Annotated in this window: 10 protein-coding genes; 1 reads left to right on the top strand and 9 read right to left on the bottom strand. The window is 42.3% G+C overall.

The annotated features are described in order from the left end of the window. The first annotated feature begins 128 nt into the window (after positions 1-128). Complete coding sequence (locus tag VNQ80_RS02245; RefSeq protein ID WP_325635822.1) at positions 129-806, top strand: glycosyltransferase family 2 protein; 678 nt, start codon at positions 129-131, stop codon at positions 804-806. A gap of 38 nt (positions 807-844) precedes the next feature. Here VNQ80_RS02245 and VNQ80_RS02240 read toward each other — a convergent pair whose 3' ends face one another. The 9 genes from VNQ80_RS02240 to VNQ80_RS02200 form a co-directional block, all read right to left on the bottom strand. Then, positions 845-1,813: a hypothetical protein gene (locus VNQ80_RS02240; protein ID WP_325635821.1), complete on the bottom strand. Its 969-nt coding sequence runs from the start codon at positions 1,811-1,813 to the stop codon at positions 845-847. A gap of 105 nt (positions 1,814-1,918) precedes the next feature. After that, a complete protein-coding gene (locus tag VNQ80_RS02235; protein ID WP_325635820.1) occupies positions 1,919-3,046 on the bottom strand; it encodes a hypothetical protein in 1,128 nt (375 codons plus the stop codon). Positions 3,047-3,150: 104 nt separating this feature from the next. Beyond that, positions 3,151-4,698 (bottom strand): hypothetical protein, encoded by a 1,548-nt coding sequence (locus VNQ80_RS02230; protein WP_325635819.1) that lies wholly within the window; start codon positions 4,696-4,698, stop codon positions 3,151-3,153. A gap of 258 nt (positions 4,699-4,956) precedes the next feature. Continuing rightward, positions 4,957-6,153 carry a glycosyltransferase family 1 protein gene (locus VNQ80_RS02225; protein ID WP_325635818.1) on the bottom strand — a complete coding sequence of 399 codons (1,197 nt, stop codon included), beginning with the start codon at positions 6,151-6,153 and terminating at the stop codon, positions 4,957-4,959. Next, positions 6,150-7,955 carry an ABC transporter ATP-binding protein gene (locus VNQ80_RS02220; RefSeq protein WP_325635817.1) on the bottom strand — a complete coding sequence of 602 codons (1,806 nt, stop codon included), beginning with the start codon at positions 7,953-7,955 and terminating at the stop codon, positions 6,150-6,152. Before VNQ80_RS02220 ends, VNQ80_RS02225 begins: the two co-directional genes overlap by 4 nt. A gap of 20 nt (positions 7,956-7,975) precedes the next feature. Next, a complete protein-coding gene (locus tag VNQ80_RS02215; RefSeq protein ID WP_325635816.1) occupies positions 7,976-9,175 on the bottom strand; it encodes a glycosyltransferase in 1,200 nt (399 codons plus the stop codon). A 5-nt stretch (positions 9,176-9,180) separates the two neighbouring features. Next, positions 9,181-9,783, bottom strand: a complete 603-nt coding sequence (locus VNQ80_RS02210; protein WP_325635815.1) for an acyltransferase — start codon at positions 9,781-9,783, stop codon at positions 9,181-9,183. A gap of 95 nt (positions 9,784-9,878) precedes the next feature. Continuing rightward, on the bottom strand, positions 9,879-11,363 hold the full coding sequence (locus VNQ80_RS02205) for an O-antigen ligase family protein (RefSeq protein WP_325635814.1): 1,485 nt from the start codon (positions 11,361-11,363) through the stop codon (positions 9,879-9,881). Further along, entirely contained in the window at positions 11,356-13,473 is a 2,118-nt protein-coding gene (locus VNQ80_RS02200) for an exopolysaccharide transport family protein (RefSeq protein ID WP_325635813.1), read from the bottom strand. The genes VNQ80_RS02205 and VNQ80_RS02200 overlap by 8 nt, the downstream gene beginning before the upstream one ends. Positions 13,474-13,481: the final 8 nt, after the last annotated feature.

Raw genomic sequence — 13,481 nt, 5'->3', positions numbered from 1 at the left:
CACCTATGCGCCCCATTCGGATTCCATCTTATATTTCCAAACATAATAGGCCAAATGATGTGTTGTTATCAAATATATCAACAATAAAAAAGAAAATCCACGGGCTCCAAAAACAAACAGTACCGTTGGTGTCTGTTGTTATCCCGGCTTATAACGAAGAGAAAGGTATTTTGAAGACACTGTCTTCATTGTCGGACACGGCAACAGACTTTCCGACCGAAATCATCGTTGTAGACAACAACTCGTCTGATGAAACAAAAAACCTGATTTTGCAAGCCGGTGCGATTTACTTGTTCGAGGAAAAACAGGGAGTGAAGAATGCGAGAAACTGTGGTTTAGATTATGCTAGAGGACGATATATTATCAACGGAGACGCCGACACGATATATTCACCTTATTGGATCAATTCGCTGATTAAACCGCTCGTTAACGACGAAACGATTGCCGTAGCTTATGGAAAGTTCGCCTTTATACCCGAACCTGGCTATACTAGACTTAGCTTTTTCTTCTATGAAACCATAGGTGATATTTTCAAACGCGTACAGGGAAATCTGAAAGACAAAGCGATGTATATCTACGGTTGCTCGTCTGCCTACAGGAAAACGCAGGGGATTGCTGTTGACCGTTATGAACACCCGCCCGGCGCTAATGAAGACGGCTATCTAGGGTTAAAATTGCGAAACAGATTTGGTAAACTGCAACAAATCAAACAACCGAAATCACTGGCTTGGACCTCCAGTAGAAAGTTTATCACGGATGGAAGTCTTTTGAACCGGATAATAAAAAAATTCCGTCGAAGCTTTTAGCGCTGATATTGCCACTGATGGTGTCCACTTCCGTTTAGTTATAAGAATTTATCTACCAACGGAAATAACTCTTCTTCTTTTTGGGCGAGCATAATCTCGGTATTCGCAAGCTTAGGATATAAATCAAAAAAGCAATTGAAATAGTGTTCCCCTCCCGCCCTCGAGTAAATCAAATTCTTTCCACCAAAATAGCTAGCCAATACAGAAGTACCACCGTGAACAGATATGAAGTTCTCACAATTCGCATATAAACACAGTTGGAAGTGATTGAAATTATTAGCCTTAATGACATTCTTGGCGTAAAGATCATCGACCAAAATGACTTCGGGATGCTGTTGTCGTAGCCATTCATGCTCGTTTAAATCTCGAATATCACTATTGTCATTAACAATATGGCTGCCAGAGGGGCGATTATAGATGACTTGATATTTGCGTTTAAGTTGACTTATAAAAAAATCAAGTACCGTTATCGAAAAATAACTTACCGGTGGGCCATCCCATTCGGTATTATACTTATTAGCGATAATGAGCATCGGCTTTTTAAACACCAAAATATCGTTCCGATAAATTGATTTTAATGGAACCTGAGCCCATTTCTTCATGTTGTAATCTTGGCTATGTATAATTCGAGGAATTTCATAGTTATAGTTACCTTCATTTGTACGACGTTGGTTGGTCTCTGTGTGTTTAGGCGAAAAATAATACAGCTCTTTCGTGTTCGGTGTAGACACCGTCTCCTTTAATGTACCGTTAAGGTAATGCCAGTACGCAAACGGGAGAGCAAATTGTAACTCAGCTCCAAATTCCCCAGAGAAGTCTACTACTTTATAAGGCTTTTTTATACCGTAGTCGCCAAAAAAATACTTTGTTTGGTATAATTTGCACGCCACCGTATCCCTGAAAAAATAGAGATACTTATACGGAACATTTCTGTACCTCACTTTAGTATAAAGACTAGCTAGCTTCTTTACGAGGGCTAAAAAGAGACCACGATTCTGTTTCCCCATAGCGATTTAATGTTGTTTATTTAGATGTTGCCCACGAGCCCCAACTTCACAAAAAAAGCGGGTTAAAAGTTTAAAGATTGACAAATTCAGGAACAATTTAAAAGGCTATTCCCAAGCCGTTACCTGTTTGAAAATGTTCACCAGACCCGTTTCAGCATTGAAACTTATCCTATCAATATTTGAGACTGTTTTCACGCCCGTAATTATTCCCACGGGTTTTACCAAAAAACTCAAATCCCGCCAACGAAACCGGTCGGGAAGTGTAGAAGCATCTATTTCCACCAAAAGCTTATTCTCTTGGAAAACATAGCTTATTGGCAGGTCAGCCATGATTCGATACTCCATGGCTTCGCGAGTCGGGATAATCAAGATATTATCCTTTCCAGATTTCTCAAAGAGTTCCATTAACCCACCAAAAATCTGCTCGTCAACACGATGCGATGCTATACGAAAATAATGATTTTTCTTCGTAATGATCTCTGCGAAAGCTGCCGTAACTGCTTTGTTCATTTCATTCCAATCGTCATAAAACATCCGATTGAACGAGGAAAAATCTTTCGGTGCCAAATCGAAATCTTGTACGTCTTTATATGTGGGGTTTCCTGCAGGAGGCAGATCATCGAAGGTGCCCTGCGAAGTGGAAAAAAGATACCCAAAGTCTTTGGCCGCACTAGGAAATCCATCATAGTTAGTTGGAACGACCAATCCATTCATTCTGTAACCAATACGATCATAAATCAACTCGTCTAACTCGCTGACATTTCTTGCGCGGTCATTTCCGTAGTTGTAATTCCCGGTTGGCTCATGGTAATAGCTATGATTTTCCATATCCCAGCCTTTCGCGATAAGCATCTTCATTTGCGCATAGGTAACATTCGTGCTCATCAAACCAGCCTCTTCATTGTGGTACTGATTTCTCCCATTCACGGCCACTGCCGCGCTATAATTAATTCTATTTCCACAACCATCCGTGTAGTACCTTTCATCTAAATACGGCAAGGCTTTAAGTGCTTCCAATGAATTATCGTCCCACTCAATGCTTACCCACCCACGCTTATTGAACTTCAGCATAGCGGGTTGTATAGTGGCATTGGCCGCGTCTGCAGCGAATTCTATTTCAAATCGCATCAGCTTAGAGTCGTCGTCGTGTCCTTCTCCTTCTCCTTCTCCTTCGGAGGGAGGATTTGTAGGCGTGCTGTCTCTGTCGACAATCGGTGTGATATTATCGTCCATACGCCCAGCACAAGACGCTAAAGAAAAAGGTAATAAGCAGCTGATTAAGACGAGCAAATGTACAATATTCAGGTGCTTAGCGATAATTTTAGCTGACATTTCGATTAATCAATTTTGTTTACGGAGATAAAAATCGGCTTTTCCGACACATCAACAGTAACCGAATTGTTATTTATAGACAGTTTATCAGCACTAGGCGATTTATCATCAGACCGAAGTTGGATTAGGGTAGCCTCAGTAGCACCGGCATCTAAAGGTAAAACGAAAGCTTTTTCGGTAGCATTTGTAGATGTTGCCATCCATACCGCGTAGCATCCTATTTTCGTTTCCGGATCTATAAATTTATATATGCGCAAATCAGGATTGTCGCTTTTCTCCTCACCAACAAAATAAAGACCCGTCAGTGCATCCCTGAATTGGTGTACGTAATACCAAGATGTTTTCTTCGAAAATGCTAACGTGCGGTCCAACAATCCGCTGGTACCGAATTGAGTGGAAATATAATTTTGGCTCGGATCCACCAGCATAAACATATGGGCCTGTGAAATTCCCGCGGCCGCAAACTCGAGATAGCCCCTAATAAGCCAACGGGCTTGTGTTTCTTCGAGAGATATTCCGCTGATTGGCTTAGGGCTTAAAACAGACTCTGCATTCGTGTCCCATCCAAATTCAGAAATCCAGACTTCACTATTTGGAATATGCGTTCTACAAAAATTAACTAGCTCAGCAGATTTTTTTTTGAAAAGAGCATCCTCCGGCGTTTCAGACGGCCCGAATAAAGGCCACGTTTTCCCCCACACAATTTTATTATTGAAAGCATAAATATGCACATTTACCGCATCCGCGGCAAACTTCTTATCTGGACGATTCTCAACGAACCAGTCCCTCATACGCTCAACATATTCAGTACTTAAGGTTGCTAATCCGGCCATTGCGACCTTCATCTCAGGGTCTGCTTCCTTTATACGGTCATAACATATCGAAAGCATGGCGGCGTACTCTTCGGGGGAAAACTCCGCGTCTTCACCCTCCCAATCCTTATCTGGCTCGTTTCCAACCTCGATATAATCGATTAAACCAAGCCCGGAAAGTTTATCATCCGAGGTTAGCGCATCAACATCAACCTTGGCTTTGCCGTACCTCGCCGCTATTTGGTACAACATTTCAGAAACTTTGCGATACGAATGAGGATCTGTAGTACTAAGTCCGGGCGCATCAATAGGCTTATCACTGAATTTAAAGTCGTCGCCACCTTGGAGTCCCTTTGGCGCACCCTGAAAACACATGACAATAGAGATGCCTTTCGATTTGATACGTTTGAACACATCATCAAAATACCAACCGCTCCTCGAGTTTTGGAAAATGAGTTCATTCTCCGGACTGTCTCCTTGAAACCAATCCCAATTGCAGTAAGCCCTCAACGTTCCAATCGGCTCCATCCAGTCCAAATCATCTTCGTGGATTCCATTCGCTCCGATAAATTTATCCATGGGGATAGGCGATAAAACCGTATTTACTATAGAATCAGGCAACGGGTCAACTACTTGGTCCTCGCTGGCGGCACGGTCTTTCGCACATGATTGAACAGAAAAAAACAAAACGACCAGCACCAACACCGCTACAAGATGTCCATACATTTTCATCGGATTCATAAAATTACATTATTTAATTGATCCACACCTAATAAACAATCATATGAGTCACTAACGCAGTTCATAAGAATTTCACCCAAAAACCCGCTGCAACAAAAGAAATCAAATATCCTTTCAATAAAAAAACAAATGGAAGCACTTAAATTCAGCACAAACCAAACCACATTAGATTAAATTTTTTATCGTAAATATTTATACTAACAACAAACATACCATTTTTTAATACGGAAATATGAAAAAAATTTCCTTATCATTAAACTATTTTTCTCGAAAAGATTTAGATATAAGGTGAATAATTTGCTCAATCCGTTGTTCCCAAGTGTTTTGATTCGCTATTTCCAATCGAGTGGCTAATCCAGCTGTTGGATTGTTTAATGCTCGGTCCAGCGCAAGGTTCATCTCGCCTACAGTACCACAATAATCCACGGCACTACCTGTATATGCTTTCAAATCTGGGTTGAAATTCGTTGCCAAAACAGGTTTTCCCGATCCCAGAAACTCAAACAACTTCAATGGAAAAATAGTTCGGCTTACAGAATCAACCTTGAAAGGAATCAAACACGCGTCAAACCCTTTGATAATAGATGGGAGTTCTACGTACTTTTTCGATGAAATGAGCTCCACGTTGGGTTGTGTATAAAACCAATCCGGCACAAATTCCGGACTTACCGGTCCCACAAAAACAAACCGCTTATCTAGATTGCTGGCAAACAGCTCTTTCAAAAAAACGTAATCCAATCTACGCTCCACCGTACCAATATAACCCACAATGGGACGATCGATATGTTGCAAACACTCATGAATTGGCGTCTCCGTTTCCGTTGCCTTACGGAAATGCGCAGCATCAGCAGCATTCGGTATAAAATGGGTATTAGCATTAACCGCACGTTTTTCTTCAAACAATGCGCTACTTGTACAGAAAACAGCATCGCATTCATTCAGCAATATCTTTTCGGAAACGACACCATGCTTGCTGTCAAAATCCATTACAAGTGGGTCTACACATTGATAGATGTTTGACAACGGCTTGAGTTTCCGACCGACACCTGGATAATGGAAATTGAACGAATTGATAAATACGAATTCCGTTATTCCACGTCTTCTCAATTGCAACCGAATAAAAGAGACCAACCGCCATTCATTGATATCTTGCAAACGCCTATATAACCATCCTTCGGGAAGAAAATGTGTTGATAAAACAACAGGAGGTGTAATAATCTCCAAGTCCGAGCTTATACATTGGTCCACGCCACAAATTGATTTTCGCCCCTTCTGATTTGATGGGGCTTTCTTAACCGAAAACCGCAATTGATCTTTAACTGTAAATGGATTTTCGATATATAAAACATGTGTCCTTTGGGAAAGATAAATGGCCGTATTCAGGCTTGTAGAATGAAAGTCTTTCGCGTACCTTACGGCACCTAAAATAACAACCGTGGGAATAGACTGGTTCATTGCGAAGCAAAATCTTGAAAATCGAGCATCTTTTTAAAATGCTGTGAATTTCCTTTTAGGTTATCGAACGAATCAATAGCGATAATTTCGCCGTGACTTAACACCGCGATTCGATCGGCGTTTCGTATCGTCGACAAACGATGCGCGATAATAAGTATCGTAAATTGTCCTTTTAGCTTATTGATATAATGTTGAATATTCTGCTCCGTTTCGGAATCCAACGCAGATGTCGCTTCATCGAGTATCAGTATATCAATATCTTTATACAATTCTCGGGCTATTGAGATACGCTGTTTTTGTCCCCCACTTATATTAATTCCGTTGTTCCCCAAAAGCGTTTCTTCTTTGTCCGGCAATCCCAAAACAAATTCATCTAACGAGGCTTGTTCGAGCGCATGAAAAAAACGCGTCCGGTTTCCTTCATTAGGCAGATCCCAAAGCGTTACATTATTAAAAATCGTATCATTAAATACCACTGGCTCTTGCGCGATATAACCTATTCGATTTCTGAATGTCGCTTTATTTAAACGAGCTAAATCAATTCCCCCAACCGTTATACGGCCACTGTTTGAGGGCAGTAGACCTATCAACACATTTATTAGCGTGGTTTTTCCACTACCACTTTCGCCAACAACCGCTAGGGTTTCGTTAGCGTTCACGGTAAGGTCGATGTTGCGCAGTATTGTCTTATTCCCATAGCCGAACGAAACATCATCCATTATAATCTGTCCATGAACTTTTTCAAGCAAAACATCGCCGTCATCCTCGCAGTTACGCTTTAGCTCATTGTCAAACGCCACCATATTGTCTAGCGAACCGGATACCGCAAGGAAATGGTTGTAAGAAGACTGCATCAATATCACTGCAGCGAGAGCCCGATAGAAAAACAATAAGCTTACAATCACCCCCCCTAGATTTCCCCCGAAAAAGTTAATTTGCAAGTAAATCACAACGGCAACGATGACAATTAGCAAAGGCTCCCTAACAGCCGTTGAGAGTGCATACATGCGTCCCATCCGACGATTATTAACCTGTAGGTCGACCACTGTGTCTTTAACAATATTTTCCATTTTTGACACAGATCCTGTAGACTTAAGGTACTTAAAACTCGCCACGAATTGTATTACCAGCCCCTGATAACGATGCGCTACACCTGTAACAATAGCGGAAAACCGTTTCGTAACGTTGAATATCCTGGTAAACAGAAAATTAGTCAGAACCCCTCCGATTGTAATCAATACCGCAAAAGAAGCGTCAATGGTAAATGCAAAAGTCATGTAAACCGTGATAAGCACACCCTGTTGGATCGTGTCAAAATAGGTGGCGTAAGCATCCGAGAGCTTATTTACTTCACCAGTTGCGGTATTCTGGATTCTACCAACATCAGCGGAAACAAACGACTTAAATTGCATCCGGGTAAGCCCCTCAACGATATCATATCGAATCTGTTTGATGAATGCTTCCTTCAAAATTACTTCATAGTTGTGGTTTATATAAGCTACCACACCCTTTAAAACAAAAAATACAATCAGCAAAGACAGCGTATTCGTCAAAGTCAACTCAATTCCTATCCCCTGAATAGCGTTCACCAAAAAGCCAACACCCGAATTCTCATCCTGCCCACTTCCCCCCTCACCATCAATCATTTGAAACAGCGGGATAAACATAGCCAAGCCGAATCCGTCTAATAACCCCATTAGAATGCTTAGTCCCATACGAATAAACACGCGATACCTAAGGTAAGAATAGAAGTAAGCCAACGTGCTTAAATATCGCCTTACTATTCGCTTAATCAGTTCCATTAGTTTAAATAATCTTTACGTCAAGAATCATGTTCGATATCGGAAGTTTTTGCGTCGTAATAATGCGCTGTAGCCACCGACAATTTATTTGCTCTCCGTGATTTGAAAAGCGCCTTTATCTGATAAAAAACAAATTGCGGAACCTTAAACAAGGCATTAACGACTGCACGGTCAGCATTAAAATAGTTTAAAGCTATCAGAAATGTGCCTATGAATACCGATATAGCTAGCCCCCAAAGGAGTAGAAACCACGGATAAAATAAAATATTTACGATCAACGCCAAGCCAAGAAAGCCAATCAAGAGGAACAGTGGCGGCCGAAGTAACATCATGCTGAAAAAAAACAGATTAGAACGCCTACCTTTAACGGAATATAATGACAATTTTAAACCTAGTCCCCAAAATCTAAACCACGTATTTATCCATCGGGCGCGCTGTTTGACCAATTGATCCGTTGCCGCTGTTTTCTCATCGAAAACGACCGCCTTTTCCGCAAACCCTATACGAAGACCTTGCTTAACGATATCATATTGCAATAACTTATCGAAGCCTGCCCCACTCAATTTATAATCATTCATAAAAGAGCGATATAGATCCGACTCGAACGCCATTCCGGACCCACATAATGCGGCAGAAGAACCAGCCTCAAATAATAATTTCCGATCGATATATCGATAAAAGATATCTCCAGCTTCATCTAAACAAGCGTAGGTAGTGTTTAGATTTTTTGCCCGCCTAACTCCTTGAACGGCACGATAACCACGCTCAAACAATCTATCCATTTCATGTAAAAAGCCGCTATCAACCAAATTGTCCGCATCGATGATTGCCAAACGCTGGTGATTGCGAACGAAATTCGAAACAGCATAGGCATGAGACTTCACATTATTGGCCAATTCGACGGGGGGCGTAAGTAAATGCACTTTTTCAGCGTCAAACTTCAATCCACTGGTGTCACAATTGTCAGCAACGACGTAAATATCAAACGTACCGTAATCTAAACCCAACAATGAGTTAACTACTGCCGGAACTTGGCTACTTTGACCATATGCGGTAACAATGATGGCATAATCATGCTCACCCATATCCTCCGGCATTTTATCGCTCCCTACCTTGCTAGTATTCCTCAAAAATCCCACCAATCGGAGTACCGCTGGCATCAAGAGCCCTTGGTAAAAGAACAATTGAATGACAAGCCAAAATACCTGCGTAATATCCATAGTCATCAGCACTTAGTTCTTTTCCAATCGTTAGTTTTCACATCAAAAAACTTAATCGGCCTAGCCGGATTTCCAACAACTACTGTATAAGGAGGAATGTCTTTCGTTACCACACTGCCAGCGCCCACCACACTATGCTTACCGATCCTCACACCCGCCGTAATAACAGCATTGGCGCCAATCCAAACTCCATTGTCAATAATAATTGCCTCGCATCGTTCTTTTTGCCTGCTTGGCGGCAACGAAACATCTTCATAACTATGGTTTAATCCCGATATCACGATATGTTGAGCTAACATTACATCGTCTCCGATCTTGACCGGGCCAATCAATACAGACGAGATGCCAATAATACTCCGCTCGCCGATCTGTACATCACCAGCACCGTTATTGATCGTTACAAAGTCTTCAATTATAGAATCTTTTCCCAAAGAGAAAGCGTTAAACGGAAACACATCCATTCTTGTTCTGAGCCTGATGACGCTACCGCGGCTGCGATCATGGAAAAACGGGTTAAGCAATAACCGCACCCAATAACGAGGTCTTGCCTGGTTTTTGGGCATCATCATCCGAAGCGCCAGCCTTTTTAACTTCGGATTTGCTTTCACCTGTTTTATAATCGATGCAACCAATTTATTTCAATTTCGACAAACCTTTGAAAAAACCCCAAGCAAAACAAATTATCCCCGGAATAACGAACCACTCAAACGGCATAGTTTCTTACTTTTACTTTTTCACCTTGCTCTTTTTCAGAAAGATACTGATCAAATCGCGGTCCTAAAAAGATAAAAACCCAAGACAGATACATGACGTATGATGAGGGAGGATAATTCATCACCTCATTACCGTAACTACAAACAAAAATTCCAGCGTAGCCCGCGGTTAATGCCAGCAATTTTATACGCAACCCGGCATGTCGGATTGCCCATACGATACCACACCCTCTTCCCAAAATATACATCATCATGCTAAACCAAACCGTAAATCCAACAATACCATACATGGCCCATACCTTAACCCAGTAACTATCGGGGGCAACAGAGGCTAAATATGTGCCGGGGTTGTATTTTACACCGTTATAACCAATGGTGCCCAAGCCATCGCCAAACGGCCGCGTATTTAAATACGCATGCAGCCGTTCCTGGTTCACTAAGCGTACATTTAAGGATGCATCTTCAAAGTCAAGGGCGGTTCTCAACCGATAAATTGAATAATTTGTATTACCGATGTAGGTGAATTTCAGAAACCCAACAAAAAGTAGCAGCACAAACGCACCGCTTAACATATAAATCAATTTCTTTGAGAGAAAAATCGCCACCACTCCTCCAGCCAGCAGCGCGAAAAGCGCACCGCGGGTACCTGATATAAGCATACCATAAAACAACACTCCTGCAAACACAAGCAGGAGCATCCGCTTCCACCACGTAAATTTACCGAAGAAAAGCACGAAACACATCAATGCAAATTGGGCTTGCGAAGCACCGAATTGCCCAGCATCACTGTAAAAGGAAAAAACCCGTAGTTGGCCAAAAAGCACATGGGTTATTTCTCCCCCGTCATCCAAGAAAGCCTGTTCACCAGGAGATAGTCCAATATGCAGTTGTTTGATACCGTTTAGAGCACCGATGAGCGAAAACAGGATGCTCAATGCCAAGAAACAGTCTAACTGACGATGAGTTTCTATAACCGCAAAACCCAATGAAACCACCAAAAAAGGCAATAAAACCCCGACCCGAAGTTCGCGAATCCAGCCGGCGATGCTGGCGCTGGGCGATAAGACCATTAATACGCTCCAGCAAGTCCATATCAGCAAGACGATTAATAAGTCATTGCCCCTAAAGGTAAAAGGTGTTGATTTCGAGACCCCCAGAGCGGCAGCCCAAGTCGCAACCGTCATCGCGTCAATTACATACATCGGAACCTCAACCAACTCCCGCGTGAAAGCCCACTCAAAAAAGCCGATAAATAGAATGGATACAACACCTAAAAACGGTTGTTTGAAAACCAAAATCAGGTAAATGGTACCCAACGAAAGCCCAATCAACACCAATGGAACAACGATCCCGCCGAGTATGGTCATTGCTCCGATCAAGCAAGGAGCTAATAGGAGCATACCTATGACAACGTAAACATGTGTGTTACCTGCTACATTAAATAGGCCCGCAAATGGTCTCGATACGTTACCCAACTTTTAATGACTTATTGAACACCCATCCAAGAAAATGCTCTTGGTTTCCAATCAATGATATTCTCCGCTTGGCCTCTTCGTCGATTACCGTACCCGAGCTACAGACAGCAAGGCAACCGTCGGCAAAATACAGCCATTCTTTTATTTCGTTTGTTTTACCGAGATCACCGCCATCGATTATGATTAAATCAAATTCCCTCTTTAACACGTCAAAACTGGAATGCAGCCCATCAATACCGTCCAATTCCATAAGCGATCTTTTGGTGTTATTTATTTTTAGAAACGTAATCAGCTCAGTTGCTTTGATTTTTCGTTCGGCCAGAAAGTGATTGAAATTATTCGCAACTGGCGACTCCTTTGCCAATTCAATGTCTTTTTTTATCGCTTGATCATCATCACCAATGAGCAGTACCTTAACTCCGCTTATGGCGAAAGAGTAAGCCAACGAGGAAGCAATAAACGATTTCCCATCACCTTTATTCAAGCCACTAACTACCAGTATCTTGCCATTGCTTTCCATTAAATACTTCTTGATTTCAAATCGAATAACACGCAATTGGTTCTTCAGTGCTCCGTATCTTTTATTGCCTTCTGTATTCTCCCATACCTCTTCGAAATCACGCTCGGGCAGCGGACAGTTCACTATTTCACCAATTATTGGCATCCCGTTGGTGTACTTGGCGAGTTCATCCACGGTTTTAACGGATCTATCTGACAAGAAGAGGATGAATAGAAGGGCTAAGCAAACCGAGCCACCTGCCACTCCGGCGCCAGCCACATAGAGTATTCGCTTTGACGCCTGAGCTTCTCCGGGGAGCCCGCGCATCACAATACTCAACCTCCAAGCCGACAACCCTTCTTCTCCAATCGTATTCAATCGGCCAACAGATTCCGTATAACCTTCCAAAGCCAAATCCAACTCCTGTTGGAGGCGTTGTAGCTCGGCGTCTGCCGGCATAATGCGGTCTAAACGCGATTTTAATGATCGATGCTCTGATTCTAGTGCAGCAGTGCTATTTTCGAGCATCGCCAACTCGGTTTCAAGCGTTCTTCGTTGACTCAACAATTCAGCTTTAGCAACTCTAGAGACTTCACCATTACTCGTCGTAGACCCAGCGAGTTTGGCTTTCCGTACTAATTGGAGGGAATCGACGATCTGCTTGTCGGCCGACTTGAATCCACCGTCTACATAGCGCTGGTTAGCTAATTTTAGCGCTTGGTCCAACATCACAATCTCACTGCTATTTGATTGCCCTGTTTCTGTTGTCTGTTCCTGAATTTTCTGATTTATAGCGCGAATAGCCCCCTTGGTTGCCGAAATCTGCCGCCTATTATCTGCTAGGTTCTGTTCATAAGTTGCCACGCGCTCGTATAACGCACTCGACTGGTCTCCAACTCCGGTAACGCCACGGCTCAACTTGTACGCATTCAGCTGAGTCTCCGCTTCGCTTACCCGTAACCGTTTGTCTGTAATTGTAGAATCGAGCGAAGCCCGCCTACTGTCGCTGCTAGACGAAAGATGTATATTATAATAATCAACAAAATCTTCCACCAACGCATTTACCGCATAAACGGATAAACCCTGCTCATTCGATGTGAACGCAACATCTATAAATCCGGTAATATCATTCTGGGAGACGGAAATAGACTCTTGGAGATTAGCCTCATAATACCCCATAGATTTGATGTAATCATAAAGCTTTAAGGCTCCTTCATTATCCGCAGGAGAAATAATCGAACGCTCACGGAGCTTTTTCCGATAAGCCTGTAAAACCTCTTGGCGTTGGGCAGGAGAAAGCGCCTTTAACGGATCACTCAACTCTTTAAACGGCGACTCCTGATTTTCCAAGTCGTGAATAATCAGTCGATATGAAAGCACATTAATCATCGACTTTGACCGGATCATTTCTGTAAAATAATTGAACTGGCGGGCATTAGAGACCTCTCCAACGGAAACACTCGAAATAGCCAAAATCCTTGCTTCAGACGTATAATTATCCGGCATGTCCTCGGTAAGGAAGTATGTCAGCACGCCGGTTACTAACGGCACAACCAGTAAAAGCCAAGCATGCCTTACCAAATACTTCAATAGCGCCTTGAAATCAATCATAAATCGAA

The sequence above is a fragment of the Parapedobacter sp. genome (assembly GCF_035556095.1).
Taxonomy (GTDB): Bacteria; Bacteroidota; Bacteroidia; order Sphingobacteriales; family Sphingobacteriaceae; genus Parapedobacter.
This window is presented reverse-complemented; position numbering and strand designations above follow the sequence as displayed.

Bases quoted from the DNA above. Each gene is read 5' to 3' on its own strand.
- VNQ80_RS02240 (WP_325635821.1), bottom strand. From the start codon at position 1,813: ATGGGGAAACAGAATCGTGGTCTCTTTTTAGCCCTCGTAAAGAAGCTA.
- VNQ80_RS02235 (WP_325635820.1), bottom strand. From the start codon at position 3,046: ATGGACGATAATATCACACCGATTGTCGACAGAGACAGCACGCCTACA.
- VNQ80_RS02230 (WP_325635819.1), bottom strand. From the start codon at position 4,698: ATGAATCCGATGAAAATGTATGGACATCTTGTAGCGGTGTTGGTGCTG.
- VNQ80_RS02225 (WP_325635818.1), bottom strand. From the start codon at position 6,153: ATGAACCAGTCTATTCCCACGGTTGTTATTTTAGGTGCCGTAAGGTAC.
- VNQ80_RS02220 (WP_325635817.1), bottom strand. From the start codon at position 7,955: ATGGAACTGATTAAGCGAATAGTAAGGCGATATTTAAGCACGTTGGCT.
- VNQ80_RS02215 (WP_325635816.1), bottom strand. From the start codon at position 9,175: ATGGATATTACGCAGGTATTTTGGCTTGTCATTCAATTGTTCTTTTAC.
- VNQ80_RS02200 (WP_325635813.1), bottom strand. From the start codon at position 13,473: ATGATTGATTTCAAGGCGCTATTGAAGTATTTGGTAAGGCATGCTTGG.